This is a genomic window from Streptococcus mitis (genome assembly GCF_946188615.1).
Classification (GTDB): domain Bacteria; phylum Bacillota; class Bacilli; order Lactobacillales; family Streptococcaceae; genus Streptococcus; species Streptococcus mitis_BZ.
Window position 1 is genome coordinate 185,136 of the sequence record NZ_CAMHVK010000001.1, and the last position, 17,855, is coordinate 202,990.

Sequence of the window (17,855 nt, forward strand, 5' to 3'; positions counted from 1 at the left end):
GCTAAATCCTTTTTTCTTTACTCTTTTGGTAATTTACCTGCTTTCTCAAGCATTTTCTTGATAAGATAAGGCATCTTAACATTCTCACGACCTTTTTTCTCAATCAGTTTTTTCACAAATTCAGGCATTTGTAAATCTTGAGATTCGGCCAAAATGTTTTTCGTCTCATCTGAAGGAACTAACTCATCAAAGGTTTCTTCTTCTGGGAGAAATTCCTTAAACTCTTGATCTTCATTGGCTCTGACTGTATTGACCAAGGCATCAATCAAGCGAGAATCCGTATTTGGCATTGGTGGACGATGGTAGTTGACACCCAATTCCTGACATATCTCATAACATTCCACATCGTTATCAAACAAGACTTCAATGTGCTCACTGATAAAGCTGATTGGTACAAAAATATAATGGTCTGGATGTTCTGTCTGTTCTCTGAGGTACTCTAATACATCTGGCTTAATCCAAGGAATACCGATATCACTCTCACTTTGCCAAGTATTTGTATATTGCTCGGAACTCAAACCTAATTTTTCAGCAACTAACTTGCTATTTTCAAAGATTTGATCGATATAAGGATCACCAAAATCCAAGGCAAAAATAGGAACACTATGGGCTGAAAAGATGACTTTAAAGCTATCCTGCTTTACTTCTTCTTTTAAAATCTTAGCAATTTCATCAGCCCAATAGTTTAAGAGCGCTTCTTCTTGATACCAATCCTTAATAACCAAAAATTGAATTTGTTTGCTTTCTAAAAATTTCTCGTATCCCATGACAGAATAAAAAGAATAATGGGGCTCCAAAATCAAGCAAATACACTGCTCGATTCCATCTTCTTCCATCTGACCAATCACATCTGGAATAAAAGGTTTGGAAAATTTATTGGCAAAATAGACACTATACTCATTCCCCAGTCTAGCTTCTACTAAGGCAACTTCTTCACGGGTAATTCTTTGCAGAGGCGTACCTCCAATACGTACATAATTATCATAGAGTGTTTGAATCTCGTGGTCTTGAGGTCTCACTCCACGACGAATATTTGTGAAAAAATCAGCCACACCTTCAAAGGTAATCTCTTCTGGCGAACCGAAAGTCATCATTAAAATTGCTTTTTTCATAATTGCTTCCTTGTGATGTTTTTATCAAGTTTATTTTATCATTAATTCGTTGATAAGTAAACGCTAACACAAAGAATTTCCCTAACTTCTGTCTTTTGTTTTTCTTTTCTTTATATGATACAATGGAAAAAATGAATTCAAAAGGAGTTTTTTATGACTTACCCCAATCTCTTGGACCGCTTCTTAACCTACGTTAAGGTCAACACGCGCTCTGATGAACACTCTACTACTACTCCAAGTACGCAGAGTCAGGTTGACTTCGCGACAAATGTCCTAATTCCTGAAATGAAACGTGTTGGATTACAAAATGTTTATTATCTACCAAATGGTTTTGCAATTGGAACCTTGCCAGCCAACGATCCATCGTTAACACGTAAGATTGGCTTCATCTCCCACATGGATACTGCTGATTTTAATGCCGAAGGAGTCAATCCACAGGTAATTGAAAACTACGATGGTGGTGTGATTGAACTAGGGAATTCTGGTTTCAAATTAGATCCGGCTGACTTCAAGAGTCTTGAAAAATATCCAGGACAAACACTCATCACAACCGATGGAACAACCTTGCTAGGTGCTGATGACAAGTCAGGAATTGCTGAGATTATGACAGCCATTGAATATCTAACTGCCCATCCTGAAATCAAGCACTGTGAAATTCGTGTTGGTTTTGGACCAGATGAGGAAATCGGTGTTGGTGCTAATAAATTTGATGCAGAAGATTTTGATGTTGATTTTGCCTACACAGTTGATGGTGGCCCACTAGGCGAACTTCAGTACGAGACTTTCTCAGCAGCCGGTGCTGAATTGCATTTCCAAGGGCGCAATGTCCATCCTGGTACTGCCAAAGGTCAGATGGTTAATGCCCTTCAGCTAGCAATTGATTTTCATAATCAACTTCCAGAGAATGACCGACCTGAGTTAACGGATGGTTACCAAGGATTCTATCATCTTATGGATGTGACTGGTAGTGTCGAGGAGGCGCGTGCAAGCTACATTATTCGCGATTTTGAAAAAGATGCCTTTGAAGCGCGTAAAGCAGCTATGCAGTCTATTGTTGATAAGATGAATCAAGAACTTGGTAGTGACCGTGTCACCCTAAACTTGACAGACCAGTATTACAATATGAAAGAAGTCATTGAGAAGGATATGACGCCAATTACCATTGCTAAAGCCGTTATGGAAGATCTGGGTATCACACCTATTATCGAACCAATCCGTGGTGGAACAGACGGCTCTAAAATTTCCTTTATGGGAATCCCAACTCCAAATATCTTTGCGGGTGGTGAAAACATGCACGGACGTTTTGAATACGTTAGCCTTCAGACTATGGAACGTGCAGTTGATACCATCATTGGTATCGTAGCTTATAAAGACTAAAAAAGACGAGGTAGCTCAGCTACTTCGCCTTTCTTTTTATTGAGCTGGTTTTTCTTGATTTCCAGTACTTGTTGTAGATTCTGTTGTTTCCTTTTCTGAAGTTGATTCAGCAGGTTTAGAATCTGTTGCGTTGTTTGGTTTGTTTTCGTCGTTTGCAGTATCACTGTTAGATTCAGATGCTACTGGTGCTTCGGTTGCTGTACTTGCATTTGGTTGATTCTCTGCACTTGTGCTATCAGCATTCGATTCAGCTTTTGTTGCTGGAGTTGCTTCTTCACTCGCGCTTGATTTTGACTTGATTTCTTGATTCAAGACCAGAATAGCTTTTGTCAATTCAAGTAAAGCAGACTTATCTTTACTCTTAGCAGAAAGTTGATCTAGTAGAGCATCCACCTTATCAAAGTCCGCATCAGAACCCTTATTATTTTCTAAATAAGAGTGAAGCGACATGAGAATATCGTAGAGTTTTTGATAGAGTACTAGTGTCTGAGGGTCTTGCTCAGCATTTTCCTTCTCTTGTTGAAGGGCACTAGCGATACGAGTCAAGACGTCTTTCACCTGACTGTTTACTTCATCCAAGTCTGCATCAGCCTTGTTTGTAGCAGCTTTGAGATTTTCTACTTCTTCTGCCAAGGATTGTCTGATTCCTTCTTCTTGGATTTGTTCCAAGAGTTGATGTGCCTTGCTCAAGAGGCTTTCTACCTCTTCCTTGCTAACATGATTGACATGCTCTTCAGGCATAAAGTCTCCATACAATTCTTTCAAGAAGCCATAAATAGCTGTCTTGGCACTTTGATTATCAACTTTTTCAGTATCTAGAACTGTCTGACTTGATTTCGCAGTAGTTGGCTGAGCTTTCAACGCTTCTTCCACTTCTTGTTTTGCCTGATATATACTTGGGAATAATTTGTTCAATTCTGCTGCCTTAAGGAAGGATTGAGATTGATACAAAGTCCAAGTCAACTGAGCTACTTTGTTTCGAAGTTCATCACTCAAACGACCGTCATTTACGTGTTCGTAGAAGTACTTGATGTATTCTACAGTTGTAACACCTGTTCGGTCATTAAAGTCTTGCAAGGCTTGAAGTTGTGATTCAACCGCTGCTAAACCAGCCTCATCTTTTGCCAACTTAGCTTCTTGGAGTCGAACGAGAAGGTCTTTCTTTGGAAGTCCAAAAGTGTCTGTATCCAGTGTATTGATTTTATCAATCAAGGCTTGATATTTCTTATCTAGAGCACTGGTTTCAACAGGTTTGACACTTTCATCAATATGGATATATTGCTTATCAAAGAGATCAAGGGTTGCAAGATAACCTGCTGTAGAGTTAGTTGCCAGTTTCTTCATGTTTTCAGTAAACTGGCCTAAAGCTAACTCAATCTGTCTTTGTTCGATAGGCTTGTCTTTGTAGATACTTCTGCTATCAGCTAGAAGTTGATCTACTTTTTCCAAGACTGCCTTCTCATCAAAAGCTCCAGGTTGATAATTGGATTGTAGAGCTGGAATCTTGTTTTTCAAAGCCACTTCATACCCCTTAGTTTGAACCTTGATGTAGTGATTATGGTCGCCATGAGGAATCACAAAACTACCATTTTCTACCTGTAAGCTATACGGAGACACGCCATCTCTCAAAGCAGTCGTGTAGAGTTCGTTTAGGAAATCAAGTTCTGGATTTCCAGCTTGGAATGGCAAACGAACATGTTCCTTACGAACAGCATATGGGTGGATATGAGTTGGATCGTAGGCTTGGTCTGGATTTCCAAAGACAAAGAATCCGTTTGAAATTCTAATCGCTTCAAGTGGAACACCATAGGTCTTAGAAATATAAGCAATCTTTTCTTCATCGCTAGCATCTCGTGAGAAAGACTCTACCGTTTTAGCAAGAGGTTTTACAGGCTCTGCATCATGATGTGTTTTCAGATGATCCTGAGCTGCCTTAATTTGCTCTGCTGTCAAATCTTTCTTGAAGAAGTAATGATTGTGATCTCCATGTGACATGACAAAACCTTGTTCATCCTCACTGATGACACGATTGGCATCAAAACCGTGATCATGGTCTTCATCATGATGGTGTCCATGATGATCTTCATCGTGATCATCATCATGAGCTGGATTTGGTGTTGCTGTATTTGCCCCTTTCAAGTGGTCTTGTGCGGCCTTGATTTGATCAGCAGTCAAATCCTTCTTGAAGAAGTAATGATTGTGGTCACCATGACTCATGATAAATCCTGATTCATCTTCCGCAATAATACGATTAGCATCAAAGCCGTGTCCACCTTCTTCATGTTCCTCATGTGAAACACCAGGATTGATTGGAAGAGATGGCGAAGGTGTTGTTAGGCCATTGTTTGGAAGAGTCGGTTGACCAATTTGGTTCGCCTTAGGAATGTAATGGAAATGATCGCCATGTCTTACAATATAAGCTGTAGCAGTTTCTTCGACAATATCTTTAGGATTAAAGATATAACCATCAGATGTTGAAGAGATAGCCTTATTTGTAAGCAAGGAAGGATGATTCAAAGTAGATGGACTGCTTGGAAGACTTCCTAGACTAGACGCTACTCCATGAGGTTTTTCATTTGTAGAGACCGTAGAACCAGTTCCACCGATAGGCACCATTCTAGCAATCTTTTCTTCTAAAGGAGAGAGCTTGCTGTAAGGAATAAAGTGATAATGATCACCATGCGGAATCGCAACACCATTTGGTGTACGACTGATAATCTTAGCAGGGTCAAAGACTAAACCATCTGATTCACTGTAACGTTTGTCGCTAGGTGAATCGTAGAGTTCTTTCAATAGACTTTGGAGATTTTCAACTTTGCTTTCTGGCTTGCTAGTTGAGCCTTGTGCTACAGATTGCGTGTCATTATCACTAGCTGTTGAAGAATAGCTTAACTGACTTGGTTGCGTATTTTTGCCAGCTAAATGAGCTTTTGCTGCTGCTAACTCACTAGAAGACAAATCACTTTTTGGAATATAGTGATAGTGACCTCCATGAGGAACGATATAAGCATCACCCGTATCTTCGATAATATCAGCTGGATTAAAGACATAACCATCATCTGTCGTATAGCGTCCCTGAGACCTTGCTACAGCAACATCAGAGCTGACCTTCTCATTATCTTTGATGTGTTCTTGTTTTTGACGATTGATTTCATCCTTGGTTCGAACATTATCAGCATGAGCTGCATCTTTCAGGTAGACATAATATTTTCCATCGACCTTGATGATATAACCACCCTTGACCTCATTGACAATATCAGCGTCTTTAAGTTGATAATTAGCATCCTTCATCAAAAGTTCTTCACTGAAAATCGCATCATAAGGAACTTTCCCATTATAGTAATGATAGTGATCACCGTGTGACGTCACATAGCCCTGATCTGTAATTTTGATAACAATTTGCTCAGCCTGAATTCCTTCTTTTTGACTGACCTGATCTGGTTTCAGGTTTTCAGTTTTCTGACTTGACTGGCTACCATCCACATAAGAGACACGATTATTGTCCTTATTTTCCTGCGAGCGATGCTGGTTCAGTGCATAGGCGCAAAGACTCAAGGATACGATAACAGCTGATCCAGCTGCAATATACTTTTTACTGAATTTCATAAATCCCTCATTTCAATAAATGATGAAGCTATTTCTTAACTTCTTTTTCTCGGTTAAACAGTTTTTCTAAACTGGTTATTTAACCAATTAATTAACCAGTAAATAGTTTACCTTTTTTAAGTTTATCTGTCAAGATTTTTATATCATTTTAAAAAATAAAAGCCAGTATTGCTACTGACTCTTACATCATTTTGATTTATAGTATAAAGTTTATACTTCTGATTTCGTCGTAACTGACTCACTACCTTTTAACAAAGCAAGCAATTTTTCTGCTTCTGCCATAATGCCATTATTATCCATGGTTTGCAGGTTCAAGTTATTTCGTAAACCAGCTAGACTCTCTGCCACATTGTCTTTCAAACTAGCATCGGTTACTGTATCAAGTAGAGCTTCTACTTCTTTGAGTTTGGCTTCTACTTTTTCAGTCTCTACTTGAGGAACTTTATCCTCATCTGTAGTATCTTCAGCTTCTTCCTCTGTCTCTTCCGTATCGGTGCTTGGTTTATACAGATTATCTGCTGAAGGGGTTGAACCTGTATGATTTTCTTTTCCATTGGATTCAGGACGGGTTGACTCGTCTGATTCATGATGATCTTCCTTATCTTCATCAGATTTACTGTCTTTGTCTGCCTTATTTTTACGAACATGGTCGCTGGCATTTCCCCAACCATTATCTGAGTGAGGACGTTCTTCAGGATGTTCAACATAATATTTTACAGTCGCAAAGAGATCCTCAAGGCTATAACCCTTAGGTGCTTCATAGAGTCCTTCGTCAAACCAACCAAATTTAATGTTATGGTAATGGTCGTAATGAGGTATAATTAAGCTACCATTTTTAACTTCAACAGTATGTTGTAGATTGTAAGGAATATGATCAAGTGGGACCTTCTTAGCTGCTTTCACTTTATTATAGATTGCTTCTACTCCTTTAACCTCAGTATCTCCTGAACCCTGATTCTCTGTTGAAGGAGGTGTCAAACCTTTCTCTTTAGCATAAGCCTGGGCTGCTACTCTTTCAGCTTCAGACAAGCTCTCTTTCTTAATCCAATGACTATGGGTCATATGCGGAGTTACATAAGCATCTCCCTCATCACTGGTAATATCACGAATGTCAAAGATATACCCATCTTCTGTTGTATACTTACCTGCTAATTTCGCTAATTTAATTTCAACATCTGTATAAGCAATTTGAGCATTTGGTTTTCCGAGACGTTCTGGATGGGTAATTGGTGCTAAGAATGACAATAAATCATCTACCAATTTTCCTTTATTAGAAGATTCATTATTCAAGCGTTCTGCTAATTTGTTTAAGGCTTGGAAATCAGAAGTACGCCCCTTATTTTCAGACAAGGCTTTATGAGCTTCGGTCAATAAATTATATGCTTTATCATAAAATTCTTGGTCACGAGGAGCGACATTTTCTTTCTTCGCAACTAGGGCATGCGTCTCTTGAGTTTTCTTTGACAAGAGATTTTCAATAGCGTCAATCTTATCCTTGGCTAAGTCTTTAGCTAGAACATAACGACTAGCGCCCTTATCCTCGAAAATATAACCATCACCAACTTTTCTAACAACCTGGTTGACATCAAGTTCAGTCGGTTTATTTTCCACTGGTGCTTGAGGTTTGGTAGTAGGAGCCGGCTTCAGAGGAGTAACACTTGGCAAGACACTGCCATTTTGTCCCTTAACAGCTATCATACGAGCCAATTTTTCTTCCAGCGGTGACATTTGTGAATAAGGAATAAAGTGATAATGGTCTCCGTGAGGCACTGCTACACCGTTAGCTGTACGTTTGATGATTTGTGCCGGATCAAAGACTAGTCCATCCGATTCCACATGGCGTTCTGACAAAGGTTTGGCATACAATTCACTTAAAAGTGTTGAAATGTCTTCCCCATGATTTTGATGATATGTTGGTGTGACAGTCAGGTTTGGAGTCTCTGTCAAACTTGGTTGGGCTGGTTTAGCATTATCACTACTTGGTTTACTTGAACTTGTAGCAGAATGAGACTGTTTACCATTCCAATAAGCTTGGGCAGCAGCCAATTCTCCTGCAGACAAATCACTCTTAGGTATATAGTGGAAATGATTGCCGTGCGGTACAACAAAAGCGTCACCTGTATCTTCAATCACATCTGTCGGACTAAAGACATACCCATCATCCGTTGTATAGGCACCTCCAGTTGCTCGATTCGGTGCCGGCGTATTGAGATTAAAGTTTGGTTTAATGGTTGAACTTGGTGTTGAACTTGTTTTCTCAGGACTGCTTGGTTTCGTATTATTAGAATGACTTTGAACTGGCTGACCTCCAATTGGTAGATTTCGAGCCAATTTTTCTTCCAAGGCAGACATTTGCGAATAAGGAATGAAATGGAAATGATCTCCGTGAGGAACTGCCACACCATTGGCAGTACGTTTTGTAATCTGTGCTGGGTCAAATACTAATCCATCAGACTCCACATGACGTTGGCTAAGTGGCAAAGCGTATAATTCTTGAAGGAGACTAGCTAAATCCTCACTTTGACTTTCAGGAGCTTTGGCAGAATCTTGAGGAGCCTCAGATTGACTCATTCTCACACTAGATCTTGTTTCAGCTCTACTTGAACGATATTCAACCGTACTTAATTGGCCACCTTTCCCAGATAAGAAGGCTTGGGCAGCAGCTAATTCACTGGCAGACAAATCACTCTTCGGAATATAGTGGAAGTGATTGCCATGAGGAACGATATAGGCATCACCCGTGTCCTCAATGATATCAGATGCATTGAAGATATACCCATCATCCGTTGTATAGCGGCCCTGAGCTCTGGCTGCAACTACTGCCTGATCGTTAGAACCACCCCCGTGATTACTACTATGTTCCTGCTTCTGACGTTTAATCTCTTCTTTTGTACGAATATTGTCCGCATGGGCGGCATCCTTGAGGTAAACATAGTATTTCCCGTCTACCTTAATTACATAACCACCCTTGATTTCATTGACAATGTCTGAATCCTTCAACTGATAATTCGGATCTTTCATGAGGAGTTCTTCACTGATGATGGCATCATAAGGAACCTTGCCATTATAGTAATGATAATGATCTCCATGAGAGGTCACATAACCTTGATCCGTAATCTTGATAACAATTTGTTCTGCGTTGATTCCCTCTCTCTTACTGACTTCATCTGGTGTCAAATTTTCTGCCTTTTGACCAGCCTGATCACCATCTATATAAGCTACTCGATTAGAATCTTTCTTAACTTGACCAGCTTGGTAACGACCAAGTTCATAGGAACAAACACTTAGGGCAAGAACTGCCACTGAACCTGCTACATATTTTTTATTGATTTTCATTCTTTCCTCACTTTAATTCTTCTGCTAGAACACTCATATTTTCTTCAAGATTTTCTAGATAAGTCTTGTCATTTTGTGGGTCTGCCTCTAAAGGATTCAGAGTTTTAAGACCCACACCTGTTGATTTGACAAGAGTTTCAGCTACTTTTGAAGAAGCATTACTTTCTGTAAAAATCGTTTTAACCTTATAAGTTTTAACAAATTCCTGAATTTCTGTTAGTTGTCGTGGACTTGGTTCTTGTTCAGGAGAGATACCTGCAATACCAAGTTGATTAAGTCCAAATCGCTTCGCCAGATAAGAAAAAGCTGTATGTTGTGTTACAAACGTTTTCTGAGTCGCTTTTTCAAATTTAGGCTGGAATTTCTTAGTTAGTTCTTGAGCTTTTTTGATAAAGGCTTGCGCATTTTTCTGGTAAGTTTCATTATGTTCACTATCCACCTCTGAAAGTTTATCAGCGATAATTTGGGCTTCTTCTCCAGCTTTTTCAGGATCTAGCCAAGTGTGAGGATCGTAAAGCGTTTTTTCATCAACTCCATCACCTGCTTCCACATCTTCTAGCCCAGGAACACGGTCTAAGGTCATTCCTTCAGAAGCCTCTAAAACCTTAACTTTAGATTTTTTTAGATTGGGATCCAGGCTTCCTGCCCAAGATTCGAGCGTATGCGAATGGTAAACAAAGACATCTGCATCATAGATGGCTGCGATATCATTTGCCGAAGGTTCAAAGGAGTGAATCCCACTACTTGACTGAATCATCCGAACATCATTCAAGTCACCAGATACTTCCTTGACCATAGCATAGACAGGATAAAAACTTGTTACAATTTTCATCCCTTTCCCTGTCTGACTTTCCTTCTGCCCACAAGCACTTAAACACAAAAGAAAGACACTTAACAATACTAAAAATAAACTTTTTTTCTTCATAGATAACTCCTTAACTATTTAATTAACTGGTAAACATTCTACTCCTAAAAATTTAATCTGTCAAGCTATTTTTAGAAAAAATTTGAAATTTCTTTCACATATAAAAATCTGCTGAGTTTCAATAACTCAACAGATTCTCACTTTATTCTTCTATGGTAGAATGCTTATAGCCATAAGAAAAGTAAATGATACTTCCTATCAACAATGCAACTAGGAAAGCAATCCAGGTTTCCATATTATACTGCAACATAAAGGATAAACAAATGATGATTGATAAAATAGGTAATAAGGGTACTAATGGTGTTTTAAATTCTCCAGCTTTGGGCATTCCTTTTTCTTTCCGTAAACGAATCAGACCATAAGCCAGCATGATCAAGTAGGCCAAGGTACAAATATTTAAGAAGGCTGCGATACTAGCAAGAGGGAACATTCCTGCTGCTACTGCTGAAGCTAGACCGGTCAAGATAGTAGCATTTTTTGGTACCTTGCTTGTTTTGGTTAGTTCTTTAAAGGTAGCAGGCATCAAGCCGTCACGCGCTAAACTGTAAATCATACGCGATAGGGCATAGGTCATCGAGATACAAACCGTAATCAAGGTCAAAATAGCCACTAATGACACATAGTTGGCTGCCCAACTAATCCCAATGCTGCGAAGAGCAAAGGCAACGGCATCGTCGACATTTAGGTGACTATAGTGAACCACACCAGTCAAAACAAGAGTCACCAAGGCATAAAGAATAGTTACGATAGAAAGCGATAAGACAATCCCTCTAGGAATATTTTTTTGAGGAGTCTTGACCTCATCTACAGCCATAGAGATGGATTCAAACCCCAAAAAACCAAAGAACATCAAGGACGCCCCAGCCATAATACCCGTACTAGCACCATATATTTGGCCAAAACCATAAGGGGCAAAATTACTCCAGTTATCAAGTTTGATATGCCAAATTCCTACTAAAACAAAGAGAGCTAAAGCGGAAAATTTCAAAATCACTAGAATAGAATTAAAGCGTAAGGCCGCCTTAGCATTAAGTAAAACCAGCGAGGTAACTAGAACCAAGACAAGAATAGGCAATAAATCAACAAATGTCCCTGCTTGAGGATTAAAGGTACCATTTAAAACCTGAGGAAGGGCTATCCCGTATTGAGAGAGCAAGCCTTTAAAATAAGCTGCCCAACCCGAAGCCACACCAGATATGGCTGTCATGAATTCCATCATGGTTAACCAACCAGCCAACCAAGCTGGGAATTCTCCTAAAATAGCATAGAGATAGCTGTAGGCACCACCTGTAGCGGGTACTCGCGAAGCAAATTCTGCAAAAAAGAGGGCTGATAATCCCACACACAAGGCAGAAATGACGATTGAAATCACTAGCGCTGGACCCGCTAGAGTTGCGGCTGCAGTACCTGTTATAGTAAAGACACCTGTCCCTACCATGGCTCCGATACCTAACAAAATCAAATCCCATAACTTCAAATGCCTGTGCATCTCCGTTTTATCCAAACTAACATTCTTTGTTCTAAATATATTCATCTTTGACTCCAAAATAAAATGATGATTCTATTTTACCATAAATATAGGATATTTGTGAATATTTATAAAATAATTTTCTAAAAAAATCTGACTACTCTCTTGTAATCAGATTTTTATCTATTCTAGTTCATTTCTTTAAAGGCTGCTTCTGCATCCGCGTTGCTAATAACACCAAATTGTATCTTTCCAATCTTTCCTTGACTGTCAATCAGGTATTCTGTAGGAATGCTTCGAATTTGATAAGCTTGGAATGTAGTTGCTTTTGTGTCATAAAGAACTGGGATATCCTTATAGCCTTGATCTTGGAACCATTGTGGGAATTGCTCGACAGTTTTTTCACCTTGAATTCCTGGTGCAATGACACTAAGAATTTCAAAATCACGATCTGGTTTCGCCGCTAATTCCATCAACTCAGGCATACTTTTCTTACATGGACCACACCATGAAGCCCAAAACTTCAAGTAGACTTTTTTCCCCTTATAATCAGATAACTTAACTTCTTTACCATCCATAGATTGCAAGGTGAAGTCTGGAGCCTCTTTCCCAACAGCAATTTGTTGTACAGGCGTTTGTTGCTGCTGTTTTGGGGCTTGTTGTGGAGCTTGAGTCTTTTTAGTCTCTTCCTCACCACAGGCTATCAATACGACTAATGACAAGAGGCTTAAGCCAGCAAACATTACTTTTTTCATCTTTTTCTCCTTTATTCAAAAATTCCAGCTAGAACATTTACTTGTCCTAATAGTAATAAAATTCCCATTAAAATAATGAGTAAACCACCAATTTTCTTCAGTAGCATCATATGACGTTTAATTTTACTAAAATAAGGCATTACTACACCTGAAGCTAGAGCTAAAAGCAAGAAAGGAATTGCCATCCCCAGAGTGTAAATCAAGGTATAGATTGCACCTTGCCAAGCGCCATTTCCTCCAGAAGCCGCAAGCGCTAAAACAGAACTCAAAACAGGACCAATACAAGGCGTCCAACCAAAGCTAAAAGTAATACCGAGTAAAAAGGCTGACCAATAACGATTAGCTTCTGATTTCTTAAAAGTAAAGCTTTTTTGAACCTCTAATTTCTTAAAATGAAAAATTTCCATCTGGTGAAGGCCTAAAATGATAATAATTGTTCCCATGGTATAGCGAAACCAATTGGCATAGAGAATATTACCAAAGTAACCAGCACCGAATCCTAGAATAAAGAAAATGAGTGAAATGCCTGCGATAAAGCAGAGAGTTCGAATCAGACCTGACCAGGCAACCTTTCTCCCAAACAAAGAAAAGCTTTTTGCACTTTCCTGATCATCCAGCAAAATTCCAGTATAAACAGGTAACAGAGGAAAAATGCAAGGGGAAAAGAAGGACAAAATCCCTGCTAAAAAAACGGAGATTGAAAATACTATCGTTTCCAATAAAAAACCAACTTTCTTAATAATTCTAATTCCATTTTACTATAATCAATTTCATTTGTATGATTTCTGCTACGCAATTTGAATTAGCCTGTATTTGAAAGATTTGTTCCGGTATTAGTTCATTCACATTCTGGCCCTTTTTTGCCCCCTATACACAAAAAAAGCCTACTGCCCAAGCTAGAAAGCTTGATACAATAGGCTTTTGGAAGGTTGATTATTTAACAGCGTCCTTAAGAGCTTTACCAGCTTTGAATGCTGGAACTTTAGAAGCTGCAATTTTGATTTCTTTACCAGTTTGTGGGTTGCGACCTTTACGTGCAGCACGCTCACGAACTTCAAAGTTACCAAAACCAATCAATTGAACTTTTTCACCAGCTGCAAGGTACTCAGTTACTGCTGCGAATACAGCTTCAACTGCTGCTGCTGAGTCTTTCTTAGTCAATTCTGTAGCTTCTGCTACTTTAGCGATCAAATCTTGTTTGTTTGCCATGTTAATGATTCCTCCAATTTTATTTCTAATTAACAAATATAATCATATCCTAAAATCCCTTTTAGGTCAAGTTAAAAACGCTATTTCTTCCCATTTTCTTTATTTTTTTAGGAATGGTAACGTACTAAAATAGCCCAAGCATTCTCACCCGTGTGAGTTTGAATAATAGAGCCTGTTTCCAAAACTGAAATAGGCTTTTCAACATAAGCTTGTAATCTTTCTTTCATCTCTTTTGCCCAATCAGCACTACCAGAATATGAAATTCCAATCTCTGCTACAGAACGTTCAGAGAGTGATGTTATCAACTCATCTAACCATTTTTTAAAAGTTTTAGCTCCACGACCTTTAACGATTGGCTGCAATTCATGATCTTTCATCTGCATGACAACACGTATATTGAGAAGTGAGCTCAACAATCCAGTTACACGGCCAATTCGTCCACCTTTTACTAAATTTTCCAAAGTTGAAACGCCAATATAGAGTTCTGTGTGGTTTTTAACCTCTTCTACATGAGATAAGATTTCCTCCAACTCTTTGCCTTCTTGCGCTAATTTTGCAGCCTCAACAACTTGGAATTTCAAGGCTTGGTCAGTGAAGGAACTATCAATAACTGTCACATCGGCAGTAGATAAGCTAGCACCTTGACGAGCCGCTTCTACAGTACCAGAAAGGGCATGAGACATATGAATAGCAAGAATCTGGCTACCATCTTTGCATAGGTCTTCAAAAACTTCAGCAAAGACACCTACAGGTGGCTGACTTGTTTTCGGAAGATTTTTACTTGCTTGCATCAACTGAAGAAATTTACCTTCTTCTTTCAAATCCGCATCAGAATAAACAACATTATCAATCATTACAGATAACGGAACAACAGTGATATCTAATTGTTTTACTAGTTCAGGTTCAATAGTAACAGATGAATCGGTTACAATTTTAATTTTTGTCATAGTATCAATCTTTCTATTTTAGGATTCAGATTGGTTTTCTTACTTTTAATTATATCAAAAAAAGATTAAAAATCCTAATGGAGTCATTCAAATTTTCCTTAAAAATTTGATATAATCTACTTATAAGAAAAGAGGTCCCTATGATTAAAAAAATTTATCCCATTTTAACCATTTTACTAGGTGCTGCTATCTATGCTTTTGGTCTAACTTATTTTGTAGTTCCTCATCATCTCTTTGAAGGAGGGGCGACCGGTATTACCCTTATCACCTTTTATCTTTTTAAAATCCCTGTTTCTCTCATGAATTTACTGATTAACATTCCCCTTTTCATGCTAGCTTGGAAGATTTTTGGAGCAAAATCCCTCTATTCTAGTTTACTAGGAACCTTAGCCTTGTCCGCCTGGTTGGCCTTCTTTGAACGTATTCCCCTTCATATTGATCTTCAAGGTGATTTACTAATCACTGCCCTTATAGCTGGGATTCTATTGGGAATTGGTCTTGGAATTATCTTTAATGCTGGAGGTACAACTGGTGGTACTGATATTCTAGCTCGTATTCTCAACAAATACACTCATATATCCATGGGAAAACTGCTCTTTATCTTAGATTTTTGTATTCTCATGCTTATTCTCCTAATCTTCAAAGATTTGAGATTGGTTTCCTACACGCTCTTATTTGATTTTATCGTTTCTCGTGTTATTGATTTGATCGGCGAAGGTGGCTATGCAGGTAAAGGATTTATGATTATTACGAAACGTCCTGACCAACTTGCTAAGGCGATTAATGATGACCTAGGAAGAGGTGTTACTTTCATCTCAGGTCAAGGCTACTATAGTCAAAAAGATTTGAAGATTATCTACTGTATTGTCGGAAGGAATGAAATTGTGAAAATGAAGGAAATGATTCATCGAATTGATCCTCAAGCCTTTATAACTATTACAGAAGCTCACGAAATCCTTGGAGAAGGATTTACCTTTGAAAAAGAATAAAAAGAGGTCTTGTAGTGACCTCAAAAGTTAGACTACATCATCTATCTTTTGGGTTACAGACAACCTCTTTTTTAATTACCCAAACTCTTAAGACCAATTTCGAGCTACTTCTTCATCAGCCTTTAACTGATCCACTAATTGGTCGACTGAGTCAAATTTGGTCATATCTCGAATACGATCAAGCCAATAAACCATAACGGTTTCACCATAAATATCTTGATTAAAATCAAAAATATTGACTTCAAAACGTGCTTCTTCTCCATCAAAGGTCACATTTTTTCCAACACTAGCCATAGCACGATACTTTTGTCTTTGAATCTCAACATCAACAACATAAACGCCATCTACTGGCATATAAGTACGGTCTAAAAGCACCAAATTAGCTGTTGGATAACCAATCGTACGACCACGAGCGTTACCATGAACCACCATACCTCTGGATGGAAGCGGTGCCCCCAAAAGTTCTCCTGCTTCTTTCACGTTTCCATCTAAAATAGCTTGACGGATACGAGTTGAACTAATCTTTCCTTTCTCATCTTCTACAGGTGGAACAATGATAACTTCTCCATCAAAGTAATTCTTTAAATCTTCTGCCGTTTTTTTGTCAGAACCAAATGTATAATCAAAACCTGCAACAATAATTTTAGCATTCATAGCCTTAATATAAGTCGCAAAAAATTCTTCTGCGGTGAGACTAGCAAATTGACTACTAAAATCAAGGAGATATAATTCTTCTACACCTTCACGCTTTAATTTTCTTTCACGCTCAGCAGGATTCAAAATATGCAAAAATAGGTCAGGATGATAAGGCTCTAAAGCAATCTTTGGAGATTCATTAAAGGTCATAACTACGATAGGTAATAAATCCTTTCTCGCAACCTTGTTGGCAACACGAAATAGTTCTTGATGCCCCTTGTGTATACCATCAAAATAGCCGAGAACAACGACTGAATCAGATGGTGTGCCAATATCTTTATGGTTTTTTATAGGAATAGTAATAATCATAAAATAATTATATCATAGTGATAGCTATTTCTGGAACAGAAAATCTGAAATGTCGTTTTTTTAACCTGAAGTGTAGCATTTTAGAAGAATTTTGGTTTTAAAATCAACATAACGTACAAGAGATTGACGTAAGAATCTTGAAATCAGAAAAACGCATCACATCAGCCCTTAAAACTTGATATAATGCGCTTTATTATGAAAAGTTCTAGTAAATTCTTTATAAAATCAACTTCTAGTAGTCTTTTCACTTTTTACTAATAAGTTCCTTCTTCACCTTGACTAGTCAAGATAACAGGCCCATCTTTTGTAATCACGAATTGGTGTTCATACTGACATGACAATCCACCGTCGATGGTTTTATGCGCCCAGCCGGTCTTCATATCTGTGTCGATTTCCCAGTCTCCTGTATTAATCATGGGTTCAATGGTTAGTACCATGCCTTCACGGAGACGGAGTCCGCGGCCTGCAATACCATAGTTAGGAACCATTGGTTCTTCGTGCATTGTTGGACCAACACCATGACCAACCAAATCACGCACTACACCGTAACCACGGCTTTCAGCGTATTCTTGAATGGCTGCACCAATATCACCGATACGATTGCCAACAACAGCTTGCTCAATCCCTTTGTACATAGCTTCTTTGGTTACATCCATCAAGTTTTTCACTTCTTCAGACGGTGTACCAACGGCGTAAGCCCAACATGAGTCTGCTAGACCACCAGAATAGCTCTGAGTGTATTTTTTCATTTGCTCGACATTGTTGAAGTTTAATTTTGAGACATTCAAATCAGATTTGGCAATAGGACCTCCCAAAACCATATCAACCTTGAGCAAATCACCATCTTTCAAGATATAGTGACGAGGGAAAGCGTGAGCTACTTCATCGTTAAGAGAGCAACAGGTAGCATAAGGATAGTCCATCATGGCACCGTCGACCCCAATCTGAAGTGGAAGGAAATTTTCTTCCTTGCAACGACGGCGAACGTATTCTTCAACTTCCCACATGTCAACGCCAGGCTTAATCAAATCACGTAAGCCGATATGAATACTTGCGAGGAAATCACCGGCTTTATCCATAGCTTCGATTTCACGAGCTGATTTTAATGTTATCATTTTTTCTCCTA

The 17,855-nt window shown here is 38.6% G+C and carries 13 protein-coding genes; 2 read left to right on the forward strand and 11 right to left on the reverse strand.

Annotated elements, in window-relative coordinates; translation table 11 throughout:
• Positions 1 to 17: 17 nt before the first annotated feature.
• Positions 18 to 1,112 carry a ferrochelatase gene (gene hemH / locus OCF95_RS00830; RefSeq protein ID WP_004254302.1) on the reverse strand — a complete coding sequence of 365 codons (1,095 nt, stop codon included), beginning with the start codon at positions 1,110 to 1,112 and terminating at the stop codon, positions 18 to 20.
• 153 nt (positions 1,113 to 1,265) lie between these two features.
• Between hemH and pepT the strand changes: the two genes are divergently transcribed.
• Positions 1,266 to 2,489: a peptidase T gene (pepT, locus tag OCF95_RS00835; RefSeq protein WP_020902840.1), complete on the forward strand. Its 1,224-nt coding sequence runs from the start codon at positions 1,266 to 1,268 to the stop codon at positions 2,487 to 2,489.
• 36 nt (positions 2,490 to 2,525) lie between these two features.
• Here pepT and OCF95_RS00840 read toward each other — a convergent pair whose 3' ends face one another.
• The 8 genes from OCF95_RS00840 to OCF95_RS00875 all read right to left on the reverse strand — a co-directional run bounded on the left by OCF95_RS00840 (position 2,526) and on the right by OCF95_RS00875 (position 14,735).
• Positions 2,526 to 6,095 (reverse strand): pneumococcal-type histidine triad protein, encoded by a 3,570-nt coding sequence (locus OCF95_RS00840; RefSeq protein ID WP_261104634.1) that lies wholly within the window; start codon positions 6,093 to 6,095, stop codon positions 2,526 to 2,528.
• A 210-nt stretch (positions 6,096 to 6,305) separates the two neighbouring features.
• Positions 6,306 to 9,431: a pneumococcal-type histidine triad protein gene (locus OCF95_RS00845; RefSeq protein WP_261104635.1), complete on the reverse strand. Its 3,126-nt coding sequence runs from the start codon at positions 9,429 to 9,431 to the stop codon at positions 6,306 to 6,308.
• A gap of 7 nt (positions 9,432 to 9,438) precedes the next feature.
• Positions 9,439 to 10,356 (reverse strand): zinc-binding lipoprotein AdcAII, encoded by a 918-nt coding sequence (gene adcAII, locus OCF95_RS00850; protein WP_261104636.1) that lies wholly within the window; start codon positions 10,354 to 10,356, stop codon positions 9,439 to 9,441.
• 142 nt (positions 10,357 to 10,498) lie between these two features.
• Positions 10,499 to 11,890, reverse strand: a complete 1,392-nt coding sequence (locus tag OCF95_RS00855; protein WP_084924362.1) for an APC family permease — start codon at positions 11,888 to 11,890, stop codon at positions 10,499 to 10,501.
• A 122-nt stretch (positions 11,891 to 12,012) separates the two neighbouring features.
• Positions 12,013 to 12,579 carry a thiol-disulfide oxidoreductase-associated lipoprotein SdbB gene (sdbB, locus tag OCF95_RS00860; RefSeq protein ID WP_033685134.1) on the reverse strand — a complete coding sequence of 189 codons (567 nt, stop codon included), beginning with the start codon at positions 12,577 to 12,579 and terminating at the stop codon, positions 12,013 to 12,015.
• Positions 12,580 to 12,590: 11 nt separating this feature from the next.
• Entirely contained in the window at positions 12,591 to 13,298 is a 708-nt protein-coding gene (gene ccdA2 / locus OCF95_RS00865; protein WP_237446838.1) for a thiol-disulfide oxidoreductase-associated membrane protein CcdA2, read from the reverse strand.
• Positions 13,299 to 13,512: 214 nt separating this feature from the next.
• On the reverse strand, positions 13,513 to 13,788 hold the full coding sequence (locus OCF95_RS00870; protein WP_001284640.1) for an HU family DNA-binding protein: 276 nt from the start codon (positions 13,786 to 13,788) through the stop codon (positions 13,513 to 13,515).
• A 107-nt stretch (positions 13,789 to 13,895) separates the two neighbouring features.
• Positions 13,896 to 14,735 (reverse strand): DegV family protein, encoded by an 840-nt coding sequence (locus tag OCF95_RS00875; protein ID WP_247934279.1) that lies wholly within the window; start codon positions 14,733 to 14,735, stop codon positions 13,896 to 13,898.
• Positions 14,736 to 14,875: 140 nt separating this feature from the next.
• Here OCF95_RS00875 and OCF95_RS00880 point away from each other — a divergent pair, with 140 nt between their 5' ends.
• The gene (locus OCF95_RS00880; protein WP_261104637.1) at positions 14,876 to 15,724 is read left to right on the forward strand and encodes a YitT family protein; all 849 of its coding nucleotides are present in this window, start codon (positions 14,876 to 14,878) and stop codon (positions 15,722 to 15,724) included.
• 87 nt (positions 15,725 to 15,811) lie between these two features.
• Here the strand turns inward: OCF95_RS00880 and OCF95_RS00885 are convergent, their stop codons facing one another.
• Both OCF95_RS00885 and OCF95_RS00890 read right to left on the reverse strand, forming a co-directional pair.
• Positions 15,812 to 16,729: a bifunctional riboflavin kinase/FAD synthetase gene (locus OCF95_RS00885; protein WP_203213178.1), complete on the reverse strand. Its 918-nt coding sequence runs from the start codon at positions 16,727 to 16,729 to the stop codon at positions 15,812 to 15,814.
• Positions 16,730 to 16,983: 254 nt separating this feature from the next.
• Entirely contained in the window at positions 16,984 to 17,844 is an 861-nt protein-coding gene (locus OCF95_RS00890) for a methionyl aminopeptidase (RefSeq protein ID WP_000631543.1), read from the reverse strand.
• Positions 17,845 to 17,855 lie beyond the last annotated feature (11 nt).

Excerpts from the sequence above, each read along its gene's own strand:
- hemH (WP_004254302.1), bottom strand. The coding sequence starts at position 1,112 with ATGAAAAAAGCAATTTTAATGATGACTTTCGGTTCGCCAGAAGAGATT.
- pepT (WP_020902840.1), top strand. The coding sequence starts at position 1,266 with ATGACTTACCCCAATCTCTTGGACCGCTTCTTAACCTACGTTAAGGTC.
- OCF95_RS00840 (WP_261104634.1), bottom strand. The coding sequence starts at position 6,095 with ATGAAATTCAGTAAAAAGTATATTGCAGCTGGATCAGCTGTTATCGTA.
- OCF95_RS00845 (WP_261104635.1), bottom strand. The coding sequence starts at position 9,431 with ATGAAAATCAATAAAAAATATGTAGCAGGTTCAGTGGCAGTTCTTGCC.
- adcAII (WP_261104636.1), bottom strand. The coding sequence starts at position 10,356 with ATGAAGAAAAAAAGTTTATTTTTAGTATTGTTAAGTGTCTTTCTTTTG.
- OCF95_RS00855 (WP_084924362.1), bottom strand. The coding sequence starts at position 11,890 with ATGAATATATTTAGAACAAAGAATGTTAGTTTGGATAAAACGGAGATG.
- sdbB (WP_033685134.1), bottom strand. The coding sequence starts at position 12,579 with ATGAAAAAAGTAATGTTTGCTGGCTTAAGCCTCTTGTCATTAGTCGTA.
- OCF95_RS00870 (WP_001284640.1), bottom strand. The coding sequence starts at position 13,788 with ATGGCAAACAAACAAGATTTGATCGCTAAAGTAGCAGAAGCTACAGAA.
- OCF95_RS00875 (WP_247934279.1), bottom strand. The coding sequence starts at position 14,735 with ATGACAAAAATTAAAATTGTAACCGATTCATCTGTTACTATTGAACCT.
- OCF95_RS00880 (WP_261104637.1), top strand. The coding sequence starts at position 14,876 with ATGATTAAAAAAATTTATCCCATTTTAACCATTTTACTAGGTGCTGCT.
- OCF95_RS00885 (WP_203213178.1), bottom strand. The coding sequence starts at position 16,729 with ATGATTATTACTATTCCTATAAAAAACCATAAAGATATTGGCACACCA.
- OCF95_RS00890 (WP_000631543.1), bottom strand. The coding sequence starts at position 17,844 with ATGATAACATTAAAATCAGCTCGTGAAATCGAAGCTATGGATAAAGCC.